Below are 25,568 nucleotides of genomic sequence, written 5' to 3'. Positions count from 1 at the left end.
GTTTCCCGCGTGCAACGGGATCAGCGCATCATGGTACCGGCGCGGTGCGGAGTACCGGCAATTTCACCAACCGCCGAACCGGGGCCGGCGCACCGTCGCGCAGACCGGCATCGAAGAAATTCCAGTAGGTGTACCCGTCTTCGGATGCCGGCTCCAGCAGGAACGCCGCCACGACGCCGAAGCGTTGGTTGGTCGAGACCAGGAAGCTTCCGGCGGCGACTGTGTCTGGTGCCGGCGGTGTCCATTCTCCGGCGATCACCGCGGCACAGTGTCCCTGCCAGTCGCCGGGACGCGGATGCGACACCGAATCGACCATGAAATGCCCGGTTGGTCCGGTCCATCGCGCAGTGACGCGGTCGACGCGGATGCCGAGGCGTCGCATGAGGGGAACGACCTTCGCGTAGCTCGAATCGAAGACGTACGCCGACGGGATCGCTTCCTTCCGCACCGCGGCAAAGCGATCACGGACCGACATGTACACCGCGTGCGACACGCCGGTCATCTCGGGAACTACCCGGACGCTGTCGTTGCCACCGCCGCGCGCGCCTCGTCCGGCGCCGCCACCCGCCCGGCCCCCGGCAACTCCCGCCCCGCGCCCGCCGCCGGCACCGCGCCGTCCGCCGGCACCACCCGCGGTGCAGACGCCGATTGTATCGTGAATCGCGAAACGCTTCGTGTCGGCGCGCGCTGCCGAATCCGATCGTGGTTCCGACACCATCCTGGTCACCTCGACCAGCACGCTGTCCATGCGCGGCGGCGAGGAAGCCAGCGCGTTGCCGCGCACCACGACCGAGTCGGGGCGGCGTGCCGCGCTCGTCGCTTCGCGCTGGCGCATCTGCAGCTTGTGTTCATTGGCGTAGCGGATTGTCTCGAGGACGAAATCGTAGGTCGACGTGATCCGCTGCATGAAGTTGTCGTGCGACATCGCTTCGCTCAGCACCGATACCCGCATCATCCCCTGCAGGTTGGTGCCGTAGCGCGGCAACGATTCGTAGGTGCTCCATCCGGTCGGATCACCGGTCGTTCCGTTGCCGCCGGCGAAGTTGCCGTACGGATAGGTCTGGAGGTGATCGCGGATGATCAGCCGTTGCCGCACCTGTTCGAGGAGCGTGTCCTGCACCCAGTCGTTGGTCGGCGTGTGGTTGGGATTCAATCCCGGCGACCAGGTCAACGCGTAGCCGTGGTAGCTCCCGTCGGTCGTGTGCAGATCCATGAACAGGTCGGGATCCCACTTGGTGACGAACGCGAGCGACGCGCGCGTTTCCGGCGCGTCCTGCTTGACGTAATCCCGGTTGAGATCGTAGCCCTGCCCGTTGGGGCGGACCCCTTCGAGCGCCGGGCCTTCCTGTTCGCCGCGATTGACGTCGTTCGGGCCCATCAGGTCGTTGCCGTCGGTGTTGTAGATCGGCACGAACAGGATCACCACGCTGTCGAGGAGCGGGCGGAGATGTCCGACCGTAAGGTCGCGCGCCAGTTCCTGGACCGCTTCCTTCCCCTCGACCTCACCGGCGTGGATGTTCGCCTCGATGTAGAGGATCGGCTTCCCGGTCGCATGGGCCTGCGCCGGTGTCGTCACCATCGGCCGGGCCAGGATCAGGTACGGAATCCGTTTCCCTTCGATCGATTCACCCAGCGTGCCGACCGTCATCTTCGCACCATGGTGTTGCAGCGAATCGATGAAGGCGAGGACTTCGGCGTGCGTCGAGGTGCGCGCACCATGGGTCCGTTCGGCGACGGTGAGCTGCGCCGAAAGTGTGGTCAGGGCAAGCGAGAGAGTGGCAGCCGTCAAGGCGGCGACCCGATGAGGAAGCGACATCACTGCTCCAGGTGTGATTTCGGAAGGACGAGCCGGCGGCTGAGATCGAAAATCGCGCCGTCGTCCCAGGTGAAGGTAATCTCGGGAATGACCGCTGCGTTGGCGGGCCGGTCGAGCACCAGCGGCTGAGCCTTGCCGCGCCCGCTGAGGTGCAGCGCCGCCGCGGCGCCCTGCGGCGAGTCGAGATGGCGGACGAGCATGTCGCGCGTCTCGCCGCGGTCACGACGTGCCGCTGCGGCAGAGACGAGTTCATACCCGAGCGAGTGCGGATCGTCACGATGGGTCGTCGCGATGGCGAGGCGCTTTTCCGCCTGCGTCAGGCGAAGCAATGCCGACGACGCGCCGGCAGGCGCAAGCGCTGCGTCGGTGGCCCATTCCGCAAAGCCCTCTCCGAGCCATGGATCGGCCTCGCGGAGTTCGACCTGGCTCGGCGTGACCACGATTTCCGGCGGATGCGGGCCCGCGAGCCGTCGCTGCTTGGCCAGGAGATGATTCCATTCGTGGAGCACGGTCGCCACGGCGGCGATCGGCATGATCCCGGGGTCGATCGCGATGGCGTCGGCCGGACCGATGGCCGCGGCGGGGCGCGCCTCTTCCTGCGCTGCCGGCGAAATGACGATCTCGTCGCGCCCGCCGATCGAGACGGTGAGCGGAATTTCGCCCCATCGCAGCGGCCGCCATGCTGCGAACGCCTCGGCGACACCGCCGCTGTCGAGCCATTCCCGGGCGCTGGCGTTGCGCGGGTGAAGGAGGAATGGCGCGAGGTGTCCGGCTCCGATGATCGGAATCGCCTGGATCTCGCCGAAATGCCGGGGAACGATATCGGGAATCGGCAGTGTATCGACCTGCCAGAATGCCGCCATCAACTGTGCCGGTGACCGCGGTCCCTGCGGTGTATCGAGCCACGGCGCGGTAAGAAGCCAGGTCACTTCGCCGCGCCATCGCCTCACCGCGTCGTCATATCCGGCAAGGAGCGCACGCAGGGAATTGGCGGATAGTTCGTCGTGCCGGGCGAGCGAATCGATGCGCCGCGAGAATGTCGCCGAGTCGGCGCGTGCAGCTTCCCACATGCGCCAGATCGACTCGCGCATTGCCACCGAGTCGGCATCCGGGACGAGTTCACCGAGCGCAACCATCGCTTTCACCGCGTTCTCGCGCGAAAACTGCAGGAGATAGTGCCGGGCCTCGCCGAGCGCCGCGTCGTGCAGGTCGATGCAGCGAGTCGTACCGCAATCGAACCAGCGCCGGAATGGATCATCGCGCCCGCGCAGGTGCTCCAGCCGATCGAGAACGGCATCCGCGGCGTCGCGCGCGCGGGCACCGAGACCGAGGAGCAATCGCCGCGATCCGTCGGCAAGCTCCTCGCGACCGAGGGGCGCCACGCCTGCCGACGCCGCGAGGGCGCGGTACTCGTGGAGCAGAAGGAGCGTATCCGCGACCTGCGACATCCACGCCGCCGGAATCACCTCGCGTTTCGCCGCGGTCCCCACCGCCAGCTGCCGTACCGTCACGCGCGGCGCGACCGGCCAGCGCTTGCTCCCGGGGGGGATCGGCAGCGCCGACCATTGCGACATCGAGCCGTCGTCTTCGCGGACCGTCCCGTGCATCGCGCTGCCGGCCAGTGTTCCGGCGAACCGGCGATGCCGCGCCACGGTGAACGAGATCGAATCCGGCGTGATGCGCAGATCGCGCAACGGTTCGAAGGCCGAGTCGTCGTGCTGCAGCAGAATCCTGCCGGAGCGTCCGGCGATCCGAAGGTCGCCGTTCTCTTCCATCGCAGAGCCACGAACCGACAGATCCCATCGCGCCGGGATCTGCTGCGCCGCGAGCGGCCGCGCCGTCGCAAGCAGCGCCGCCATCACTATCTTCACCGCATGGCTGGCAAACTGACCGCGCGGCAGCAGGCGCAGCTGGCGTGGCTCGACCTGCTGCCTCCGAAGTTCGACCGGATCAAGCGCGTCGTCGAGCAGTTGGCGACCAATCACGCCGACGACACGCAGATCCGCTCGCTGATCCGCCTCCTCGATGAACTCAAGGCGCAGGCGTCGCAGTTCAACATCAACGCGCTGGCGGAAAATTTCGGATATATGGGGATGCTGCTGCGCCGCGGCGGTGGGCTTCAGACCAGGGTGCGCGGGCTCCATGAATTGCTCGTTGGAGCCCGGATCAACTTCGAAGGCGCCTATCGTGAGGCCTCCACCCCGGAGAAGGATCCGGATGTGGAAGAGGGTGAAGTCAGTCCTTGAGCACCTTGTCGACGATTGGTGCAGCAGTGAACGCGAACATCGACAGGATGATTGCGGTCAGCATCAGCGTCACGAACGTCAGCGCGGTGATCAGCACCCCGGCCCCGACCGTCGCGAAAATGATTCCCAGGACGTAAACCATTTGCCGTTCCTCCAAGTCGGCGAATTCTAGCCGCGGATTCCGCCGGCGCAAAGTCGGGCGGTGCGACGGTTATCCCGCCTTGACCTCGGTCCAGAGCCTATCCCAGAGGTCGGTGGCCGCCCCGAGATCCCGCTGGAATTCGAGCCGCGCCAGCATCGTCGCGTCGGGGGGCTCGACCGGATGCGTCATCCGCCCAACCGCCGCGCCGTTGGCCGATCCATAACCGGTCTGCTCCGCGATCTCCGCGGCAACCTCCGGGCGCAAGACGTAGTTGAGGAAGGCGTGGGCCGCCCGGCGGTTCGGCGCGGAACGCGGAATCGCCAGGAAGTCGCAGAAGATCAAAGACCCCTCCTGGGGCACGACGAAATCGATCCGCCCCTCTTCCCGCTGTGCCTGGCGGGTGTCGCCGCTCCAGAGCTGGGCCATCGCGATGTCACCGCTGATGAGCTGTCCCTTCACCGTGGCAGAGAGATATGCGCGGAGGTTCGGCTTGACCCTGAGTGCGTCGTCCCGAGCCGGTTCGAGTTCGCTGCGGTCGGTCGAATTGGCCGACTGGCCGCGCCACTTGAGCATGGCACCGAGGACTTCGCGTCCATCATCGAGCATCGTCCCCTTGCCGCGAAATCGCCCGTCGCCGAACGCCGCCCAGCTCGATGGCACCGCGGGTACCAGGTCACGGCGATACGCGACGCCGGTCACTCCCCACTGATACGGCATCGCGTAGCGTCCGCGGTCGCTGCCCGAATTGATGAAGAGCGGCAGGAGATTCGGCCAGTTGGAGATGACCGCATGATCGAGCGGCTGGATCAGGTTCCCTTCGACCAGCACTGGCACGAGATATCCCGACGGCGCGACGATGTCGTACCCGCCGCCACCGGCGACGAGCTTGGCGACCATCTCCTCGTTGCTTTCGTAGGTGTCGTACGTGACGCGCACGCCGAATTCCTTCTCGAAGCGCGCGACCGTGTCGGCCGCGATATAGTCGGACCAGTTGTAGATCCTGAGCTCGCGCTCGAGCGGCCCCGCGGCGGAGACTGCGCGCTCGTTGGCCGGCGGCGGATCGCGGCGGGTGACGCACGACCAGAGCAGCGACGCCGCTGCAGTGGACAGGCCGGCGCGGCCGCACGCCGACAGGAATCTTCGGCGCGTCACTGATCCAGCTCCCTGCACCCGGTCGTGACGCACTACGCCGCACCGGTCGCGTGAGGGTCGCGCATCCGCCGCTGCGCCACGATCAACAACACCGTCGTCCCAATAACCAGCAACGCACTCAGTGCATTGACCGTCGGTTCGACGGTGCGCCGCACCATGCCGTAGACCACCAGCGGCAGGGTGCTCGTCCCGGGACCGGCGGTGAAGAAGGTGATGATGAAATCGTCGAACGACAGCGTGAAGGCGAGGAGCGCAGCACTCACGATCCCCGGCATCAGCAGCGGCAAGGTCACGCGGCGGAAGGCGGTGAATTCATCGGCGCCAAGCGACAGCGCCGCATCTTCGAGCGTCCGATCCATTCCGCGAAGACGGGCGAGGATCACCAGCATCGTGAATGGCACGCAGAAGGTCGTGTGCGCGATGATCACCGTGGCGAGGCCGAGACGGATTCCCGCGGCCGCAAAGAGGATCAGCAGCGAGATCCCGGCCACCACCTCGGGTGTGACGATCGGAAAGAGGAGAAACCCCTCGACGAACTGCGTCCGGCGCCCCGAACTGCGGCCGAGCGCGAGGGCGCCGAGTGTCCCGATCACGGTCGCGACGGTCGTCGCGACAACGGCGACGATCAGCGAGGTCCGCAGCGCCGCGAGCAGATCCGCGCGATGCCACAGCGCACGATACCATCCCAGCGTCGCGTGGGTCCATCGCGCACCGCTGGGCGACGCGTTGAAGCTCCAGGCGATCAGCAGCACGAGCGGCAGGTGCAGCATCGCGTACCCGAGGATCGCGATCGCCGTGACGAGCTTCCGGCTCACGGCAAGGGCTCCGCGCTCTGGTCACTCCGCGGCCATGCGACCTGGAGGATTACGCCTGCCAGCACCACGAGGAGGAGGAGCAGCGACAGCGCCGACCCGAACGGCCAGTTGCGGGCGGTGGTGAACTGGTTCTGCACCAGGTTTCCGATCAGTTCCACTCGTGCACCGCCGAGAAGGTCCGACGTGAGGAACGATCCGAGCGACGGAATGAAGACCAGCAGTGATCCGGCGATCACCCCCGGCCGGGTGAGCGGCAGCACCACGCGAAGGAAGCGCCGCCACGACGTGGCACCGAGCGATTCGGCAGCTTCGAGCAAGGCGGGATCGAGCTTCTCGAGCGACGAGTAGATCGGCAATACCATGAACGGCACGAATCCGGTGACCAGCCCGAAGAGGACTGCGCCCTGGGTGTAGAGCATCCGCACCGGCTCGTGCACGATCCCGAGAAACTGCAGCAGCTGATTGATCGGACCGGTGTCGCGCAGCACGAAGATCATGGCGTAGGTGCGGACGAGAAATGACGTCCAGAACGGCAGTACGACCAGCAGCAGGAGGAATGGGCGCCAGCGCGTGGCTCGGACGATCACCAGCGCAATCGGATACGAGATCGCCAGGGCCAGCACGGTCGCAACCCCGGAGAGCATGACGCTCCGCGCCAGCACTTCGAGGTAGATCGGGTCGGCGAGCCGCTGGACGTAGATCGACGTCCAGCCGGGATAGACGCCACCCAGAATGTGACGCGGCCGGAAGGCATACGTCGCCATGATCCCGAGCGGAACGGCGAAGAAGACGAGTAACCATCCTGCGGCGGGCGCGAGGAGCAGCGCCGAGTGCATCCGCGGCCTGCGATGCAGTTCCGCGAAGATCGTCGCGCGTCGCGTCATGACGATTCGAGCAGTTGCGCCGCCTCGGGGAGCCACGTCACCAGTGCGGCGTCGCCAGCGCGCCACCGATCGGCGTCGTCACTGACGCTGCCCCTGCGCGCCACCCGTACCGTCCCTCCGCCGCCGAGATCGACGAGCAGATGCAGCGAGTCTCCGCGGAAGATCACTTCGCGCACCGTGCCATGAAGCGCATTCACGTCGCCGGGCGCGGTCCCGGGTCGCAGCAAGTCGTGCTGTTCGGGCCGCACCATGATCTCGATCGTCGCGCCGACACCGGTGGTCTGGCTTTTCGGGACGCGCCAGGTCGACCCGTCGTCGCGCGCGACGACGGCATCCCGCTCGGTAAGCTCCCGCACCACGCCACGGAAGCGATTCGCGTCGCCGATGAAGTCCGCGACGAAGGCGGTGCGCGGCCGATGGTAGATCGTCTCGGGCGTGCCGACCTGGATCACGCGTCCTGCCGACATCACCGCTACCCGATCGCTCATCACCAGTGCTTCCTCCTGGTCGTGCGTCACCAGGATGAAGGTGATGCCGAGGGTGCGATTGAGTTCGCGCAGTTCGAGTTGCATCGCCTTGCGCAGGCGGAGATCGAGCGCGGCGAGCGGTTCGTCGAGGAGGAGAATTGGCGGATCGAGGACCAGCGCACGGGCGAGTGCCACCCGTTGCCGCTCACCGCCCGAAAGTGCCGCGGGGCGGCGCGCACCGTACGTCACAGGATCGAGGCGCACCAGTTCCAACGCATGAGCAACGCGCCGGCGAGCCTCGTCGCGCGCGACCCGTCGTTCGACCAGTCCGAACCCGACATTATCGAGCACCGACAGATGCGGAAAGAGCGCGTAACTCTGGAACACCATCCCGATCGGCCGCTGGTACGGACGCCGGCCGTTCACCACCGCGCCGTCGATGCGGATCGTTCCGTCATCGGGCTCGTCGAACCCCGCAATCAGCCGCAGCGTCGTGGTCTTGCCGCACCCGGACGGGCCGAGGAGCGACACGAACTCGCCGCGCTCGATGTCGAGCGAGACCTGATCGACGGCCGCGACGCCGGGAAACCGGCGCGACACCCGATCGAGCGAAAGCAGCGGCACTGGGGACACGGAACCGAAAAGCTACCGTGCCCCTACCCCCGACGCACCGGCCACACCACGTTTGGCGTGATGCTGCAGGCCGCACTGCCGACCACTGCGTCACCCGAGCTCGCCGAAGCGGTGTTTCAGGCGGTCATCACCGCCGGTCTCGCGCTGCTGGCGCTGGTCCTTTACCGCCGCCTCCCGCAACGATGGCTGGCATGGTGGGCCGCCGCCTGGGGTCTCTACGTCCTCCGCCTCGCCGCGATCATCCTCGTCCTGCTCACCCGCAACCTCACCTGGCTCTTCTGGCACCAGGTCGCCACCGGGTGGGTCGCGCTGGCGATCCTCTGGGCTGCGCTGGTCTTCTCGCGCGACACCCGGTGGCGGCCGGCCTATGCCGCCGTGGCGCTCTTCCCGCTCCTCTGGGCGTGGGTGGCGATCCACCAACTCGATCGCTTCGTCCTCGCCGCCGCCCCGATGGTGGCGCTCATCGCCGGTGCAACGCTCTGGACCGGGTGGGTCTTCTGGCGCTACGCCCAGCGGACCGGTGCCGCCGGCGCCCGCTTCGTGGCGATCGCCTTCGCGCTCTGGGGGCTGCACCATCTCGACTATCCGCTCCTCCGCGCCCGCGGCGCGTGGGGCGCGTGGGGGTATTTCCTCGACATCCTCTTCGAACTCGCCGTCGGCATCGGATTCGGGATGATGGTCCTGTCGGAGCTCGCCGAGCGCCTACGCACCCGCACCGAAGATCTCGCGCACCTGTCGGCGCTCATGGTGCGGCAGCATGAGGCGGAACGAAGCCGGCTCTCGCGCGACCTGCATGACGAAACGGCGCAGACGCTGTCGGCGGTGAAGCTCGAGGTCGGCATGCTGCGTGAAGGCGCCGACGCCACCACGAGTGATCGTCTCGACCACGTCCTTGAGCTGGTCGACAACGGGATCCGCGGCATCCGGCGCGTGATGAACGATCTCCGTCCGGCACTCCTCGACGACCTGGGCCTCATCCCCGCGATCCGTTCGCTCGCCGACGACATGCAGGATCGCGGCGCCGCACTGGTGACCGTCGACCTCCCCGATTCCGCACCGCGGCTCGCGCCCGATGCCGAACTGGCGCTCTTCCGCGCCGCGCAGGAAGCGCTCGCCAACGTGGTGCGCCACGCCGGTGCCACCGAGGTCACCGTACAACTCCGGACCGGAATGAACCGGCTGCGCCTCGCCGTGCGCGACAATGGCCGCGGCATTCCCGCGGGAGGTGCAAATGCCGGCGAGCCAAACCATCTTGGACTCGCCGGGATGCGGGAACGGATCACCGCGCTCGGCGGGTCGGTGTCGGTCGTGAATGTGAAACCGCACGGCGTCGAGATCGTCGTCGAATTGCCGGAGCATGAGCTCAAGATCCGCGCGCCGAAAGAGGAACCACGATGGTAGATCGCATTCGAGTGGCGGTGGTTGATGATCACGCGGTCGTGCGCGAGGGGATTCGTCGCGTGCTGGAGGGAGAGCCTGGCGTGTCGGTGATCGCCGAAGGACGCAACGGCGACGAGGCCCTCTCACTCGTCGAGCGCGATCATCCCGATGTCCTGGTGATCGACGTTGCGATGCCGGGGCGGACCGGCATCCAGGTGGCGTCGGAGATGCGACAGCTCGAGAGCGAGACCCGCGTGCTGATCCTCTCGATGTACGATCAGCCGGAATACGTGCTCGAAAGCGTCAAGGCCGGCGCGCGCGGCTATCTGCTCAAGGATTCACCGCCAGCAGAGTTGCGGCGCGCGGTGCGCGCGGTCTACGACGGGGAGAGCTACTTTCCGCCGAGCATCGCGGCGCGGCTCGCCGCGGCAAAGCAGGCGCCGCCGGAGAAATCGCCGCTCGACGTCCTCTCCCCGCGCGAACGCGAAGTGCTCCTCGGCGTCGCGCGCGGCGAGACCAACAAGGAGATCGCGGCGCGTCTCGGCATCTCCCACCGCACCGTCGAAACCCACCGTGAATCGCTGATGGACAAGCTCGACATCCGCACCATCGCCGGCCTCACCCGCCTCGTCCTCGAAGCGGGGCTGCTCACCTAGGGCGCGCGGTAGACGACCTTCCCGGCGATGATCGTCATGACGTTCTTCGTCTTCGGAATCATCGCGTCGGGAATCGTCATGATGTCGTGATCGAGCACGGTGAAATCGCCGGCCTTGCCGACCACGATCGACCCGTGCCGATCCTCCTGGAACTCGGCGTATGCCGGATAGATGGTGAACATCCGGAGCGCCTGCTGGCGCGTCACCGCCTCCTCAGGATGCCAGATCTCCGGTGGACCGGAGCGCCCGTCGAGCGCCTTCCGCGCCACCGCCGCGTAGAACTCGATCATCGGCTCGCCGCGCTCGATCGGGGCGTCGCTGCCGCCGGGGACCGGCAGACCGAGCTTGAGGAACGTTTCCCACGCGTATGCCCCCTTGAGCCGCTCGGTGCCGAGGCGACTCTGCGCAAAGAAGAGGTCGCCGATCGCGTGCGAGGCTTGCATCGACGGGATGATTCCGAGGGACTTGAAGCGCGGAATGTCCTGCGGACTCACGATCTGCGCGTGCTCGATCCGCCAGCGCGGATCGGCAATCTTCCGTTGTGACGGCGGGACCTCCTTCAGCGCCCGTTCGTAGAGGTCGAGGATGATCCGGTTGGCACGATCGCCGATGGCGTGCGTTTCCACCTGCACTCCGGCACGCAGCGCGCGCGGGAGGAGTGCCTTCACGGCCACGGTGTCGGTCGTGATCAGCCCGCGAGTTGACGGATCGTCGCTATATGGTTCGAGCAATGCTGCACCGCGCGATCCGAGCGCACCATCCATCACCAGCTTGATGACGCGCACCTGCAGATGATCGTCGAGTTCGACCGGACCGGGTCCCTGCGCGAGCAGTTTGTCGGCAGCGGCGCCGGGGCCGTCGATCGCCTTGTAGATCCGCAACTGGAACTTTCCGGCGCGCATCAGTCGGCGCATCCGGTCGACTTCGTCCCAGTTGCCGTGCGCGTCTCCAACCTGCGTCCACCCGAGGCTCACTTCGCGCTGCGACGCGAGGATGAAGGCGCTGTCGAGGTGCGCCTCGGTCGGTTGGGGAAGGAGCGCGATCATTAGCGTCTGCGCGTGATCGATCAGCATCCCGGTGGGCTGGCCATCGGCATCAAGATTGATCGCTCCGCCCGGCGGCGACTGCGTCGTGCCGGTGATCCTCGCGAGCTTGAGTGCCGCGCTGTTGGCGATCCCCGCGTGACTGTCGGCGCGCGTCAGCCACACCGGATTGTTCGGCGCGATCCGGTCGAGATCTTCCCGTGTCGGGAAGGCCGGCGGCGTCCAGAACGTCTCGATCCAGCCGCGGCCGGTGACCCATTCGCCGGGGCGCTTGGTCTTCACCGCCGCGGCGACCTTGTCGAGGAACGCCTGTTTGGTGCGAGTTCCTTCGAGGTTGAGGGTCATCTCGCGCTCGCCGATGGCGGGGACGTGGGCGTGCGCGTCCACGAGCCCCGGATAGACGAACTGCCCGGCGAGATCGATCGTCTGCGTCGACGGACCGATCAGTCGCTGCACGCCGGCATCGGTGCCGACGTACACGATCGTCCCGCCGCGCACCGCGACCGCCTGCGCCGTGGGGTGCGTCGAGTCGACGGTATAGATCGTCGCGTGGCGCAGTACGAGATCTGCGACCTGCGCGCCGGCTGTCGCCGGCACGATCGCGACTGCGAGAAGGATCATCGCTGCGGCGTGCGCCGCCTGGCGGGCGCGTGTCACCGATCGATCATGCGGCAGGGCGGTGCTTGGGAATCCGGGCCAGAGCGGCGTTGATCGCGGTGACATCTACATACTCGGGGTCGAAGTGATCGGGAAGCCAGCTGCGCACATCGGCGGTGCGCGGATCGAGCGGGTCGACGAGGGCCGCGAGCAGTTCACGGTAGGCGCGCGGGCCGGTGCAATCGTCGGGCGGCGCGGCGCGACCTCCGGCAATGCAGGCCGGCAGTCGCTGTCCCACCAGTCGCGGCGTCACCTGCTCCACGGAGACCACGTGATGCCACGGTTCGCCGTGCGCTTCGGCGAGATGCTCGAACCGGGCGCCGATGTGGAGGCCGAGATCGTCGAGTGATGTCGCTTCGCACTCGCGTCCCCGGGGCGGTTCGTCGGCGACGGGGTGGTACGCAATCCCGTCGACGCGAATGGTGTAGCCGCCGTCGGCGGCGCCGCCCATCGCGCGCTCGATCACGTCATGCAGTTCGTGCAGCGAGGCGCGTCCCGACACCAGGAGCCGTCGCCACACGAGCGGTGCCACATCGTCGAGTTCGACGCGCAGCTGGAGGACGCGCCCTTCACCGAAGCGGATTCGCGGACGGGACATGGTCACCGCACGTTGGAGACGACGGAAGATACCACGCCCGCAGATCGCGCCGGATTCGCCGCCGGAAGTGCCGAACGGATGCGTCATTGCAGGGTATTATATTGATGCATCTATATGTCTCCGTCTGCCGATCGCCGCGCCCTCGACGCGCTGCGCCGCCTGGTCCGCGCTCTGGTCGATTCCGCCCACCAGCTCGACCAACGCGCCAAGATCACGCCCGCGCAACGCTTCGTCCTCCAGCAGCTGGTGGACGGGCCGGTCCCCACGGTGAACGCACTCGCCGCGCGGACCCATACCACCCAGGCCACGGTGAGCACCGTCCTCGATCGCCTCGAGGCGCGCGGCCTGATCGTGCGCCAGCGCGATCCGCGCGACCGGCGACGGATCAGTGTCGCATTGAGCGCCACCGGGCGACGCCTCCTCGCCCGGAGCACGGTGCCGGTGCAATCGCATCTTGCCCGCGCCCTCGAGACGATGCCGCCGAGCACCGTCCGTGCCCTCGCCACGTCACTCGAGGCGTGGATCCGCGCCGCCGGTCTCGGCGCCGTACCGGCCGGGCTCTTCCTCGAACCCGACGGCGACCGCCGGCGCGGAGGACGTCGCCATGCGTGAGGGCCGGCTCGCGGTCATTACCGGTGCTGCCACTGGCGTGGGACTCGCCGGCGGATTCATCGCGGTCTTTCTCCTCGCGCTGATCCGGCTCATCACCAACATCGCGTTTCACCAGCAGGTCTCGATTGCTCCCGCCGATCCCGCCGGCTCGCCGCTCGGCATCGCGATGATCGGGATCCCGATCATCGGCGGCATCGTGGTGGGGATCATGGCACGGTGGGGATCACCGGCGATTCGCGGTCACGGCATCCCCGAGGTGATGGACAGCGTCCTCCACGGCGAGAGCCGCATCCCGCCCAGGTTGACGATCCTCAAGCCGCTGTCAGCGGCGATCGCCATCGGTACCGGTGGCCCGTTCGGCGCGGAAGGCCCCATCATCGCCACCGGCGGCGCACTCGGATCACTCCTCGGCCAGTACGCTCACGTCACGAGCGACGAGCGCAAGACGCTGCTCGCGGCCGGGGCCGCGGCGGGCATGGCGGCGACGTTCGGATCACCGGTCTCCGCGGTACTGCTGGCCGTCGAGCTGCTCCTCTTCGAGTATCGTGCCCGGTCGATCGTCCCGGTGTCGCTTGCGGCGTGCGCGGCAACCGCCGTGCGCATGGCGATCTTCGGCCCGGCGCCGGTCTTCCCGATGCCCGACGTGTCGGAACCGACCGGCACAGCGCTCGTCTGCTATGCGCTCCTTGGCGCGGTCATCGGCGTCGTGGCGGTCGGGATCACGCGATCGGTCTATGACGTCGAGGATCTCTTCGAACGCCTGCCGATCCACTGGATGTGGTGGCCCACGATCGGTGCGGTCGTCGTCGGCGTTCTCGGGTACATCGATCCACGGATTCTCGGCGTCGGCTACGACAATATCACCGCGATCCTCGCCGGAAATTTCACCATCGGCGTGATCGCGATCCTGGTGCTGCTCAAGTTCATCGCATGGACCGTGTACCTCGGCAGCGGCACCTCCGGCGGCACCCTCGCGCCGTTGTTCACCTTCGGCAGCGGCCTCGGCGCAATTGTCGGAGGACTGCTGGCGCTGCACTTCCCCGAACTCGGCATCGCTCCCCCGGTGGCGGCGCTGGTCGGGATGGCGGCGATGTTCGCGGGGGCGTCACGCGCGTTGCTCACCTCGGTCGTGTTCGCCTTCGAGACCACGCGTCAGCCCCTCGGCCTTCTTCCGCTCCTGGCCGGTTGCAGTGCCGCCTATCTCGTGGCGCGGATGATGATGAAGCATTCGATCATGACGGAGAAGCTGGCGCGCCGCGGTGCTCTGGTGCAGGACGACTACGCGGTGGACTTCCTGGCGCGACTGACGGTCGACAGCGCGATGACCCGCGAGGTGGTCACCCTCGCGAGCGACGCCGGTGCCAACGCTGTCCTGGTACGGCTCAATGCGCCGGAAAGTCCGGGACACCAGGGATTTCCGGTCATCGATCCGAGCGGCAACCTCGTCGGCGTGGTGACGCGACGTGATCTCAAGGTCGAGCACGCGGACGACACCCTCGTCGGCGATCTGGTGAAGCGCGCCGCGGCGGTGATCTATTCCGATCAATCGCTCCGCGACGCTGCCGACGTGATGGTGCGCGCCGGCGTCGGACGCCTGCCGGTGGTGAGCCGCGACGCGCCGTTCACCGTGGTCGGCATCATCACGCGGAGCGATCTGCTCCGCGCCCACGCGCCGCGTCTCGCCGCTGCCGAACGGCGCACCGGGAGATTCAAGCTCGACGAGATGCTGCGCCGCGCCCGGCCGTCGCGCTGAGGCTGTTGATCGGAATCAGCTGACGGCGACGGAACGCCGCGCCGTCAGCGCAGGAAGGCGCGGGTCGAGTCGGCCGATCCGTCGTTCGGCGCGGGATGCAGGCCGAGGATGTGACAGATCAGATCGTAGACGTGGATGTTCTGGAATGCCGGGACGGTGATCCCGCGCCGGAATGCCGGCCCCTCCGCCACGAAAAGCGCTCCCATATCCGGCAGCTGATTGTCGTACCCGTGCTCGCCCTTGAGGACGAGCAGCCGCGACGCCTGGGCGTGCGTCGTCATCATCCAGCCAAGATCGGCAACGAGGACGATCGGCGTGATCCGCGGGTTGGTGTCATAATGGAAACGCGCCGGCAGTTCGCCCTTGCGGTACACGTGCATGTGCGGATTGGCGCCGTTGAGCTTGCGGTACACGCTGTCGAGCATCCCGGTGTGGGGTGCGATCAATCCGATCGCGCCGAGGTCCACGATGTCGATGGCGGACGGCGGGACGTAATCATCGATGTAGATCGCGCGGGACGGTGAAATCGCCGTCATCCCGTGATCGGCGAGCACGATGAGGTTCACTCGCTGCGTCAGGTTCCGCGCGGCGATTCCGTCAATCAGCTTCCCGATCATCGTGTCGACACGCGCGATGGCCGAGTCGACCTGAGGTGAATCGGGGCCGAACGAATGGCCGGCATGATCGACGTCGCTGTAGTACAGCATCGCGAGCGAGACAGCCTGACCGCCCGGGAGCGAGAGCCAGTCGAGGACGCTGTCGACGCGCTGCGCGTTGGGAAACCGGTCGTTGAAGCGGAGCCAATGCGACGGGCGCACCCCTTCTTCCGCCGCCTCACTCCCCGGCCAGAAGAACGTGCCGGCGTGACGCCCCTGCTTCTCCGCCGTGACCCAGATCGGCTCGCCACCCCACCAGGCGGCGTTGCGCACCGCGGCGGTATCCGACATCCGGAAGGCGCCGAGTGTCGCGTCGCGCATGCTGTTGTCGACGATGCCGGAGTGCTCGGGATAGAGGCCGGTGGCGATGCTGTAGTGGTTGGGAAAGGTGAGCGACGGAAAGTCGGGAATCATCCTCGTCGCATGGACCCCGATCGCGGCGAGCCGGCGCAGGTTGCGCGCTTCCGGACGATTGAAGTAATCCCAGCGAAATCCGTCGAGCGACACGATCAGCACCTGCTGCGGCGTTGAGGGCGCCAGCGCGACCGGAGCGGAAACCCCCGCGCCGTGGCCACCGCACCCGGCGGCCACGGCGAGCATTGTGAGCGCGGTGAGACGCCTCAATTCGATGGCTTCCCGCCATGTACGGTGGCCGCGATGAAGTTGGCGATGTCGGCCTTGAGCTGCTTCGCCGACGCCTGGTTGAGATACGCCATGTGACCACTCTCGTAGTACTTGAACTCCACCCGGTCGCTGTACGTCTTGTCGAAGCCCAGGTGGGTGAACGAGTACTCCGCGTTCGCAAATGGCGTCGCGGTGTCGTAGTACCCCGCGCCAACCATCACATGGAGGTACGGATCCTTCGCCATCGCGCTGCGGAGTGATTCGACTTCGCTGGGATAACCGTTGCCGTTGCCGCCGAAATCCCAGCCGCCGTTGTGGCCACCGAGGTAGTACTCGAGGTTGCTGGTGTAGTCGAGGTCATCGTGGAGATAGCGCATGAACGCCGACATGAAGGCGCCGGTCGGCGCGACGTCGGACGGATCGTAGTCCTGTCGCGTACTCGAGGCATTGCCGTTGATCCCGATCAGACGCGCATCATAGCGGCCGAGGATTTCGCGCTGGTCGCGCAGCAGCTCGGTGCGGAAGGTGCCCGCATCGATGCGGAGATTGGTGTTCATCACGAACTGCGGCGACGTGCCGGTGAATCGCGCCACTTTCGCGGCGACCGCCGTCCGTTCGGCCGGCGCGAGGGTGTTCCCCTTGGCCAGCGCGGTGAGGTAGTCGCCGAAGGCGTACTCGCGTGACTGCTGCACCACCTGCGTCAGGGATTCCCGCTGCAGATCGGCGGGAAGCTTCTTGTGGTACCAGGCGGTCGCGGTATACGTCGGGAAGAAGGTCGCGTAGCCGATGTCGTTGGTCGGCCCCTGCGAGATGTACTGATAGTCGAGCACGGTGCCGAGGAGCATGATGCCGTTGAGTTCGATCCCCTCGGAGCTCTGCAGCTCGGACGCGAGGCCGGCCGAGCGGAAGGTGCCGTAGCTCTCGCCGTAGAGGTACTTCGGCGAGGCCCACCGCTGGTACTTGTCGAGGTAGTCCCGGATGAACTCGCCGAACATGGCGATGTCGTTGCGCCCGCCGGTGAAATCGGTGAGCCGCACGCCCTTGGCCGGGCGCGAGTAGCCGGTGTTCATCGCGTCGATCTGCACCAGGTCGGTGACGTCGAGCGGCGAATTCGGATTCTCTACGAGATTGTACGGCGGCGACGGTTGCGAGCCATTCGGACCCATGTCGGGATGCATCGGGCTCATGATCCCCATGTCGAGCCAGATCGACGCCGAGCCGGGGCCGCCGTTGAAGAAGAAGGTGAGCGGCCGCGTTGCCGCCGATTCCTGGTCCTTGGTGTAGGCGATGAAGAAGACCGACGCCTTCGGCTTGCCGTCGTCGTCGCGGAGGACCATCGTCCCGGCGTGGACGGTGTAGGCGATCGACTTGCCGTCGATCTTCGTGGTGTGATGCGTGACCGAGATCTTCTCGATCGCCGGGACGCCTGTCGTGTCTTCCGTTGCGCCGTCAGCGCGCCCACCGCGTCCCCCACCGCCACGTCCTCCCGGACCACCAGGTGTGCCCTGCTGCTGGGCGAGGGCGGTGCCGGTGATAAGAAATGTCGCGGCAATGGCAAGCGAAAGCGGACGAATCGACATGGTGCGGCGCTCCTGAAGGGATCGAGAAAGCGACCGGCAACATAGAGTTGGCTTCCGCGTCGGTCAACGAGATCGGACCATGTCGGGACCACTCAGGTTCCCTACGGATCACTCTCCTTTCATGATGCGCAGCGGATCCACCCTCGTGGCGCGTACCGCCGGAATCAGGATCGCACCTGCTCCAGCAATTCCAAGCACGAGAACCGCGCCGCCGAACGCCAGTGGATCGAGCGTGGTCACGTCGACCACCATTGCCTGCAACAATCGCGACAGCGTGGCCGCCGCACCGATTCCCAGCACAATCCCCGCTCCGGCCGTGGTCGCACCGTTGCGGACCACCGTGGCGAGCAGATCAGACCGTTGCGCGCCCAGTGCGCTCCTGATCGCAATCTCCCGCGCCTGGAGCACCACCGTATAGGAGAGCACGGCATATACTCCGAGCGCCGCAAGCAGCACGGCGAGCCCTGCGAAGCCGGTGAGCAACAGCATCGTCAGTCGTCGCGGCGCAAGCTGGTTCGACAGCTGGATATCCATCGTGCTCACGTCGGCGGCGAGATGCGGATCGACCTCGCGCAGCTTCGTGCGGATCATCGGGAAGAGCTGGGCCGGCGGAAGCGCGCTACGGATCACCGCCGTCATGCTCGTGGTACTCCAGCCGGGCGCCTGTCGAAACGATGCATACATCTCTGGCAGTGGATCGCTCGCAGGCCCCCATTGGCGCAGGTTGCTGACGACGCCGATGACGGTCCGCCACGGTGCGTCCTGCGCGCCGTGCGGTCCAGCTTCCATGCTCTTCGCCCGTATCTGCTGGCCGATCGGATTCCCCTTGGGCCAATACCTCTCGGCCATTGCCTGGTTGATCAGGACGACCGGGGCTCCGCTCGCGCCATCGTCCGCGCCAAAGCGCCGTCCCCGCATGAGGTGAACACCGAGCGCCGTCAGGTAGTCCTCACTGACGACGCGATACCCTGCTCCCTCGTTTGGTTGATCGCTACCGGCGATATCGACAAAACTGCTGCCGGCCGTGCCGAGGGGAATCCAATTCGCGACGCCAACCCGTGTGACACCCGGGATCGCTCGGAATGCCCCGATCAGCTGATCCCAGGTTTCGAGCCGCTGCCGCGAGTCCGCAGCGTACTTCGGCCCCGAGAGGACTACCTCGACGGTCGCCACGCGGCGGTCGAAGCCCAGGCTGTGCCCGAGCAGACGCTGAAAGGAATGAATCAGGATGCCGGCACCGGCGAGCAATGTGAGCGCAAGGGCGAACTCCGCGACGACGAGACTCCGTGCAACGCGGGTCCCGCCCGATGCGATGCGTCCCCCGTGTTGCATCGCCTGTTGCAGCGATGCGCGCGACCCACGGAACGCAGGTAGCAACCCGACCAGGACACCCACCGTGATCGCCACCGCCGCGGCGAAGCCGACGACCGAAAGATCGAGATGGACCTCTGACGCGCGGGGAATCCAGTCTCCCCATGTTGCGATCATCGCGCGTACGGTTACCCACGCAACCGCGATCCCGGCTGCACCGCCCGTCAACGCCAGCAGCAGGTGTTCAACCAGCAGCTGTATCATCAACCTGCCGCGGGTGGCACCGAGTGACGCCCGCACCGCCATCTCCTGTTGACGCGCCGCCCCACGGCTGAGCGTGGCGATGGTCAGGTTCGCACAGACGAGCAGCAGGACCATCAGCACGGAACGCATCAACAGGCGCAGGCTCCGTGCGATGTCCGCACCAACGATTACGGTGCTGAGCGGCGCAACAGCAACGCCGAAGTCGTAAAGGCCGCCCTGGTCATGGGCTCGAATATTCCGCGAGACTCGAAGCAGGTCCCGGGTAGTCTGGTCGATTGTTGATCCGACTTTGAGACGGCCGATGGCCTGGTAATTGATGTTGTTGCGCAGCGCTCCTCCCGCCCCGCGCACGAGCATCATGGGGACCCACACGTCCGTTCCGGCGGGGTATTCCGCGCCGGTCGCGACCACGCCAACGACCTGGTACGTGTTCGATCCGATGACGAGCGGCTTGAGGAGCGCGGGGTCGCCGCCGAGGTAGTTGCGCCATGTCTGCTCACTCACGACTGCCACACGATCACGCGATTGAGCCTCGGCCACGTTGAACGGGCGGCCGGCCAGAAAGTGCGTCCCCAACACCGGGAAGAAATCGCCGCTTGCCGACACAAGATTCAGGCGTGTCGCGCTGTCGCCTGTGGTGACGCCGTAGCGCGACGGAAAACTGTGCAGCGCAATTCCGGCAAGCGATCGTGATTGGTCACGCCAATCCAGGGCGTCGTCGGTGGACACGCTGAAGACCGGCCGACGCAGCGAATCCTCTCCCTGCAACGAGACCAGCTGCTCCGCATGCGCAAACGGAAGTGGGCGCAACAGGACGCGCTCGACCAACGTGAAGATCGCGGTCGTGACCCCGATGCCGAGGGCGAGCGTCCCGATGGTCAGCGCGGAGTGCGCCGCACTGCGACGGATCTGCCGCGCCGCAAATCGCATGTCGGCTGCGACTGCCCCGAGCCAGTCACGACGTCGCAAGGCTACCTCCCGCCGGCGAGCGGCGATGTGCAGTTGATGTCGTGCGGTCCTCAGGTCTCCAAATCGCAGCTCGGCCAGGCGGCGTGCGGCCTCGGGCGGGGTCCCGTCGGCGACCAGGTCGTCAATCGCCAATTGGAGATGGGCGTCGATTTCGTGGTCCATTTCCGCATCCGGCCGCCGCCCAAGGCTGGGCAGGTCGATACGCCGGTCGCGGGATCCGTCGATCACCGGATCGTCACGCCGTGCGCTGGGCAAGCGCGAGGATAGTGGTCACCGAGCGGGTATAGCGGAGCCACACGTGCATGTCGACCCGCAACCGGGTGCGCCCTGCCGCCGTGAGGCGATAGTATCTCGCGCGGCGGTTGTTCTCGGTGACTCCCCATCCGGCGGTAAGGAGACCTCGACCCTCCATGCGCTGAAGCGCCTGATACAACGCGCTGTCGTCGACCTCGAAGGTGCCGCCGGCGCGCTGATCGAGCCAGGTGGAGATGGCGTAACCGTGGAGGGGGCCCCAGGTCAGAGCCTTGAGGATCAGGAGATCAAGCGTGCCCTTGAGCAAGGGCACCGGCGTGTCGGTGCTGGACATCAGAGAACGTTCCCCGTGTGTGCTACGGTAAACACTACACGGGGAGTGACCGGGTGTCAATCAACGGGCGGACCGGATTCTGCCGCCGGCAATGGCCTGGGAGGCGACTACTTCACATAGACCGTCTTGACGTTGACGAACTCGCGTATGCCGTGCTGCGAAAGCTCGCGCCCGTAGCCGCTTTCCTTGATCCCCCCAAACGGCAGCCGCGCATCCGACTTGACGAACGCATTGACGAAACACGAACCGGCCCTGAGCTCTCGCGCGGCAATCCGCTCGCCGCGGTCGAGGTCGCGGGTGAAGACCGCAGCCCCGAGACCGAAGACCGAATCGTTGGCGATCCGGATCGCCGCGCGTTCATTGCGCGCCGGAATGATCGAGGCCACCGGTCCGAACAGTTCCTCCGTGTAGGCTGCCATCCCCTTGGCGACATTGGCGAGAACGGTCGGCGGGTAGAACGCCCCGGGCCCATCAGGACGCTTTCCGCCGAGGAGGAGCGATGCGCCCTTGGCGATACTGCGCTCGACCTGGTCGTGCAGCGTGTCGCGCAGGTCGCGCCGCGCCAGCGGTCCGATCGAGTTCCGTTCGTCGAGCGGATCGCCCATCGTGACCGCGCGCATCCGCTCCACGAACTGCGCGGTGAATTCCTCGCGGACCTTCTCCACCACCACGAAGCGCTTCGCGGCGATGCAGCTCTGGCCGGTGTTGATCAACCGGCTCGACACGCAGGTCTCGACCGCAAGATCCAGGTCGGCGTCGTCCAGGATGACGTATGGATCGCTACCGCCGAGTTCGAGCACGGTCTTCTTGAGGCGGGCGCCAGCTTGCTTCGCCACGTCGCGCCCCGCGCGCGTGCTGCCGGTGAGCGTGATGGCGTGCACGGCACGATGCCGGATGATCCGCCCCACGAGATCGTGCTCCACGTAGAGATTCTGGAAGACGCCGCGCGGAAATCCCGCGTCGAGGAAGAGCTGTTCGAGCGCACCGGCGCACCCGGGGACGTTGGCGGCGTGTTTCAGGAGTGCCACGTTCCCGGCCATCAGCGTCGGCGCGGCGAAGCGGATCACCTGCCAGAAGGGAAAGTTCCATGGCATGATGGCGAGCACCGCACCGAGCGGCTCGTAATGGACGTAGCTCCTCGATGCATCAGTGGCGACGATCTCGTCGGCGAGGAAGGTTTCCGCGTGCTCGGCGTAGTAATCGCAGGCAGTGGCGCACTTCTCCGCTTCGCTCCGCCCCGACGCAATCGGCTTCCCCATTTCGAGCGCCATGAGGCGGGCATACTCGGTCGTCCGGTCTCGAAGGAGCGCGCCGACCTTGCGGATCAGCGCCGCTCTTTCACCGAATGATGTGGTGCGCCAGCTCTCCCACGCCGCGTCGGCGCGGGTCAGTATCGTTCGCAGGTCCGTGCCGCTGAGCGATGGGTATTCGGCGAGCGTTTCGCCGGTAGCGGGATTGACGGTGGCAAACATGGGCGTTCCCTCCTGGTCGCGTTGGAGACGCAGAAACCGCAGCACATCGTACAGGATAACCGGAACGCAGAAACGACAACTGCCGCACGCCCGAAACGGGGTGCGGCAGTCGCGAGGTTGGTGTATCGGGCGGGGCGATCGCGCGGTGGCGACTCCGCGCCCCGGAACGAAGCGCCGACTCGCTTACGCGACGGTGATCGGCACCGTCCGAACCTGCGCCTCGGCGGCTTTCGGCAGATGGAGGGTCAACACGCCAAGCTCCACTCGTGCGGTGACCTGGCCGATGTCGTATTTCGTGCCGATCGTGTACTGGCGCACGCTCGGCGTCCGGCCGTCGCGGGTCACCTTGACGGTGAGGGTGCGGTGTTCGGCGGTGACCTCGATCTGCTCGGGCTTCACGCCCGGCACATCAACCGTGATCTCGGCGTGATCTTCGAGTTCGCGTACATCAGCGCCGCCGCTCCATACCGGCACGTCAAACGCGCGCGCAAAGAAACGATCGATCGCCGGCTCGATGGTGAATTGCGAGTTGGGCCACTGCCGGCCCCATCCGTTGCTGGTCCTCATTCGTATGCTCCTGCCCCCTCGGGCACTCGGTGTTGGTGCAATGGCGACTGATGTCGCGTCGCAGGGGAGGTGGGCATCGGCCATGCCAGAAGTTTCCTGCCAGGAGCGACAGAGAGGGGACGTTCCCCCGGTCATCACGGCAGCGCGGTTGTCAAAGCGACAGACGAATTACTCGTGACGCGCTCGTGCGGTCGATCGAGTCAGCTCCGCCGCCTCCGCCCGGGCGTGCTCGCCGGCACGGGTCGTTTCATCCTTCGGACGAAACGGGTGATGGATGCAGCACCGCTTCGACCGCCTCGGCAATTTCGCTCACCGTGAACGGCTTCTCCACGACGGGACGCCCGGTCCCCTTGAGAAACGCCGCGGTCCCGGGCTCGGCCACGTCGCCGGTGACGAAGATCAATCGATCGAGCAACGCCGGGCGCTGTTGCTGAAGATGGGCGTACACATCGCGGCCGCTCAGTCCCGGCATCTTGAGATCACAGAGGAGCAGATCGGGTGCGGCGCTTTCAGGGACCTGCAGCAGCCAGTGCAACGCTTCCTCTCCGGTTGCCGCCTCACGCACGCGCCAACCGCCGCGCTGAAAGATTCGCGACAGCGTCGATCGCACCGCTGCTTCATCGTCAATCAGCATCGTTTCGGCGACCGCGCCGTCGGAGCGGGCGATCGGGCGTGGCAGCGTGGTGATCCTGTGGCGTCCCGATCGAGGCTCGGAGGCGGCGCCATGCGGCTGCTGGTCGAGCGGAAACGCCGCGATGAAGCGCGCGCCGATTCCCGGGGCGGGACGGTTTTCGAGCCGGAGCGACCCGCCGTGGCGTTCCACCGCGCCGAGGGAGACGGCAAGTCCGAGTCCCGTCCCCTGCCCCGTCGGCTTGGTGGTGAAGAATGGTTCGAAGATCCGCGGCACAAGCTCGTCGGGAACGCCGCTGCCGCTGTCCTCCACGTGAATCTCCGCCTGCTCTCCGCGGCGGCCGATGGCGATTCGCACCCTGCCGCCGCGGCCGGCGGCGTCGAGTCCGTTGTCGATCAGGTTGACCAGCGCCTGCTCGACGGCGAGTCGTCCGGCAAGCACCACGGACGGCTCGCCATCGATCGCCGTCACGATCGACACGCCGTGCTCATCCGCTCGGCCGTGCTGCGCGGCGACGACGCGGGTGATGAGGTCACTGAGATCGACCGGCTCGTGCACTTCATCGCGGCGGTGAACGAAGGCGAGAAGGTCTCGCACGATCCGCCGCGCGCGGTGGGCCTGCTCATTGATCAGTCGAAGGCCGTCGCGCGTGTCGGCGGCACTCGCCGAATCGACGAGTTGTTCGCTCTGCCCCAGCACGACGGCAAGCGGATTGTTGAGCTCGTGTGCCACGCCGGAGACGACGCGACCGATGGCGAGCATCTTTTCCGATTCCGCCATGCGACGCTCGAATGCCTCTCGTTCCGCGTCCGCGGCTCGACGGGCGGTCAGATCGCGAATGATCGCGACGGCACCGGAGCGGCCATCACGCTCGATGGCGCCGAGGGTCAGTTCGACCGGGAAGATGGTGCCGTCGTCGCGGCGACCTTCGCCGGTCAGCGACGCGCTGGTCCGATCGCCGGCCGACGACGCCTCGATGAGCTGGTGCAGTGGATCGCTGGTGGTGATGAAGTCGCTGAGCGGCCGCCCCAGCGCGCCGCCGCGCCGCACACCGAACCGTCGCTCGGCGGTCGCATTGGCAAGGTCAATCCGTCCATCCGGCCCCACCGTGAGGATCGCTTCGCGCGCCGCCTCGATGACGCCTGTGAGCCGTGCTTCCGATGCCGCGAGATCACGCAACCGCTCGCCGCGCGCGCGATCGGCGGCGCGGAAGGCGTCATCGACGATCAGGATGATCACGGCGGCACCGAGAACCGCCGAGACCAGTCCGTCGCCGTATCCGGACGAATTGTTGACGGCACCGATGAACGCGCCGAGGTCTCCCGGCAGCGGTCCGAAGTAATCGCCGATGAGATAGATCGTCGTGACGGTACCAAAGAGCGCGAGTGCCGCGGCGAGGAATGCGAGTCGCGAGGGGTCCTCGTCGCGCACGGTGCGGAAAACCGCGATCGCTGCGCCGGCGAAGACAACAACGGTGACGCCAACCTCGAGGCCGCCGGTCAGGGCGCGAGAATCGACGAGCACCGCCGCGATACCGACCGCGAGCAGCGACAGGACGACCCACCGAATCATCTTCCGGTTGACCTCGCGGCCGATCGCCTGCATCGCGCCGAGCGCGATGAGGCCGTCGAAGACCAGCTTTCCGGGGACGTAGAAATCGTCGATGACGATCCATGCGCCGGCTGTCGCCAGCGGATGCCCGATCAGGACCGCGAGCGACTGGAGGGCAAATCCGGTGATCGCTGCGACCTGAGCCGCCCATGCAGCCATCCAGATCCGGAGCGTCCGCCGCCGGGCGCCAAAACGGCCGACACGATAGAAAAGAAGCAACAGCAGGAGGGAACTCACCCACTGTACCACCAGCCCCATCAAGTCGAGCGGCGAGTAGGCCATCAGGTCCCGATGATCGGTCGTGGATGGTGAAACTGCGTGACGAAGCCCTGCATGTCGATCATCGGCTGGATAAGCGGAAGTCTAAGGCGTTCGCGGTCAGTTGGGATCGAAGGCGGGAGACGAACCGCGGACGCTCCGCGGTCCGTCCCCGCTTCGGAGCT

At 66.7% G+C, this 25,568-nt stretch carries 21 protein-coding genes; 5 read left to right on the top strand and 16 right to left on the bottom strand.

Going from position 1 to position 25,568, the window contains the following annotated elements; all coding sequences use genetic code 11:
* Positions 1–28: 28 nt before the first annotated feature.
* Entirely contained in the window at positions 29–1,816 is a 1,788-nt protein-coding gene (locus tag VGM20_14520; protein HEY4102082.1) for a M14 family metallopeptidase, read from the bottom strand.
* Positions 1,816–3,675, bottom strand: coding sequence for a hypothetical protein (locus VGM20_14515; GenBank protein HEY4102081.1), 1,860 nt, complete (start codon positions 3,673–3,675; stop codon positions 1,816–1,818). Before VGM20_14515 ends, VGM20_14520 begins: the two co-directional genes overlap by 1 nt.
* A 15-nt stretch (positions 3,676–3,690) precedes the next feature.
* Between VGM20_14515 and VGM20_14510 the strand changes: the two genes are divergently transcribed.
* Positions 3,691–4,062 carry a hypothetical protein gene (locus VGM20_14510; protein ID HEY4102080.1) on the top strand — a complete coding sequence of 124 codons (372 nt, stop codon included), beginning with the start codon at positions 3,691–3,693 and terminating at the stop codon, positions 4,060–4,062.
* Here VGM20_14510 and VGM20_14505 read toward each other — a convergent pair.
* From VGM20_14505 to VGM20_14485, 5 genes are all read right to left on the bottom strand, one after another.
* Positions 4,052–4,204 carry a hypothetical protein gene (locus VGM20_14505; protein HEY4102079.1) on the bottom strand — a complete coding sequence of 51 codons (153 nt, stop codon included), beginning with the start codon at positions 4,202–4,204 and terminating at the stop codon, positions 4,052–4,054. The genes VGM20_14510 and VGM20_14505 overlap by 11 nt on opposite strands.
* Before the next feature lie 69 nt (positions 4,205–4,273).
* Positions 4,274–5,356 carry a spermidine/putrescine ABC transporter substrate-binding protein gene (locus VGM20_14500; GenBank protein ID HEY4102078.1) on the bottom strand — a complete coding sequence of 361 codons (1,083 nt, stop codon included), beginning with the start codon at positions 5,354–5,356 and terminating at the stop codon, positions 4,274–4,276.
* A gap of 32 nt (positions 5,357–5,388) precedes the next feature.
* Positions 5,389–6,171, bottom strand: coding sequence for an ABC transporter permease (locus VGM20_14495; GenBank protein HEY4102077.1), 783 nt, complete (start codon positions 6,169–6,171; stop codon positions 5,389–5,391).
* Positions 6,168–7,055 carry an ABC transporter permease gene (locus VGM20_14490; GenBank protein HEY4102076.1) on the bottom strand — a complete coding sequence of 296 codons (888 nt, stop codon included), beginning with the start codon at positions 7,053–7,055 and terminating at the stop codon, positions 6,168–6,170. The genes VGM20_14495 and VGM20_14490 overlap by 4 nt, the downstream gene beginning before the upstream one ends.
* Positions 7,052–8,155: an ABC transporter ATP-binding protein gene (locus tag VGM20_14485; protein ID HEY4102075.1), complete on the bottom strand. Its 1,104-nt coding sequence runs from the start codon at positions 8,153–8,155 to the stop codon at positions 7,052–7,054. Before VGM20_14485 ends, VGM20_14490 begins: the two co-directional genes overlap by 4 nt.
* 60 nt (positions 8,156–8,215) lie before the next feature.
* Here VGM20_14485 and VGM20_14480 point away from each other — a divergent pair, with 60 nt between their 5' ends.
* Entirely contained in the window at positions 8,216–9,556 is a 1,341-nt protein-coding gene (locus VGM20_14480; GenBank protein HEY4102074.1) for a sensor histidine kinase, read from the top strand.
* Entirely contained in the window at positions 9,550–10,191 is a 642-nt protein-coding gene (locus VGM20_14475) for a response regulator transcription factor (GenBank protein ID HEY4102073.1), read from the top strand. The genes VGM20_14480 and VGM20_14475 overlap by 7 nt, the downstream gene beginning before the upstream one ends.
* On the opposite strand, the gene VGM20_14470 is transcribed toward VGM20_14475, so the two are convergent.
* Positions 10,188–11,891, bottom strand: coding sequence for an amidohydrolase (locus tag VGM20_14470; GenBank protein HEY4102072.1), 1,704 nt, complete (start codon positions 11,889–11,891; stop codon positions 10,188–10,190). The two genes, VGM20_14475 and VGM20_14470, sit on opposite strands and share 4 nt — an antisense overlap.
* A 7-nt stretch (positions 11,892–11,898) precedes the next feature.
* On the bottom strand, positions 11,899–12,489 hold the full coding sequence (locus VGM20_14465; protein ID HEY4102071.1) for a plasmid pRiA4b ORF-3 family protein: 591 nt from the start codon (positions 12,487–12,489) through the stop codon (positions 11,899–11,901).
* Positions 12,490–12,603: 114 nt separating this feature from the next.
* On the opposite strand from VGM20_14465, the gene VGM20_14460 reads away from it, so the two are divergent.
* Together VGM20_14460 and VGM20_14455 are read left to right on the top strand one after the other, a co-directional pair.
* Positions 12,604–13,101 carry a MarR family winged helix-turn-helix transcriptional regulator gene (locus tag VGM20_14460; GenBank protein HEY4102070.1) on the top strand — a complete coding sequence of 166 codons (498 nt, stop codon included), beginning with the start codon at positions 12,604–12,606 and terminating at the stop codon, positions 13,099–13,101.
* Complete coding sequence (locus VGM20_14455; protein ID HEY4102069.1) at positions 13,094–14,854, top strand: chloride channel protein; 1,761 nt, start codon at positions 13,094–13,096, stop codon at positions 14,852–14,854. Before VGM20_14460 ends, VGM20_14455 begins: the two co-directional genes overlap by 8 nt.
* Positions 14,855–14,898: 44 nt before the next feature.
* Here the strand turns inward: VGM20_14455 and VGM20_14450 are convergent, their stop codons facing one another.
* The 7 genes from VGM20_14450 to VGM20_14420 all read right to left on the bottom strand — a co-directional run bounded on the left by VGM20_14450 (position 14,899) and on the right by VGM20_14420 (position 25,407).
* A complete protein-coding gene (locus tag VGM20_14450; GenBank protein ID HEY4102068.1) occupies positions 14,899–16,134 on the bottom strand; it encodes an ectonucleotide pyrophosphatase/phosphodiesterase in 1,236 nt (411 codons plus the stop codon).
* Positions 16,131–17,714, bottom strand: a complete 1,584-nt coding sequence (locus tag VGM20_14445; protein ID HEY4102067.1) for a hypothetical protein — start codon at positions 17,712–17,714, stop codon at positions 16,131–16,133. Before VGM20_14445 ends, VGM20_14450 begins: the two co-directional genes overlap by 4 nt.
* Positions 17,715–17,822: 108 nt before the next feature.
* Entirely contained in the window at positions 17,823–20,258 is a 2,436-nt protein-coding gene (locus VGM20_14440; GenBank protein ID HEY4102066.1) for an ABC transporter permease, read from the bottom strand.
* Positions 20,259–20,493: 235 nt separating this feature from the next.
* On the bottom strand, positions 20,494–20,844 hold the full coding sequence (locus VGM20_14435; protein HEY4102065.1) for a PadR family transcriptional regulator: 351 nt from the start codon (positions 20,842–20,844) through the stop codon (positions 20,494–20,496).
* 107 nt (positions 20,845–20,951) lie between these two features.
* Positions 20,952–22,316 (bottom strand): NAD-dependent succinate-semialdehyde dehydrogenase, encoded by a 1,365-nt coding sequence (locus VGM20_14430; protein HEY4102064.1) that lies wholly within the window; start codon positions 22,314–22,316, stop codon positions 20,952–20,954.
* Between the two features lie 183 nt (positions 22,317–22,499).
* A complete protein-coding gene (locus tag VGM20_14425; protein ID HEY4102063.1) occupies positions 22,500–22,883 on the bottom strand; it encodes an Hsp20/alpha crystallin family protein in 384 nt (127 codons plus the stop codon).
* Between the two features lie 247 nt (positions 22,884–23,130).
* Positions 23,131–25,407: an ATP-binding protein gene (locus VGM20_14420; GenBank protein HEY4102062.1), complete on the bottom strand. Its 2,277-nt coding sequence runs from the start codon at positions 25,405–25,407 to the stop codon at positions 23,131–23,133.
* Positions 25,408–25,568: the final 161 nt, after the last annotated feature.

It is taken from the genome of Gemmatimonadales bacterium (assembly GCA_036500345.1).
Classification (GTDB): domain Bacteria; phylum Gemmatimonadota; class Gemmatimonadetes; order Gemmatimonadales; family GWC2-71-9; genus Palsa-1233.
This window is presented reverse-complemented; position numbering and strand designations above follow the sequence as displayed.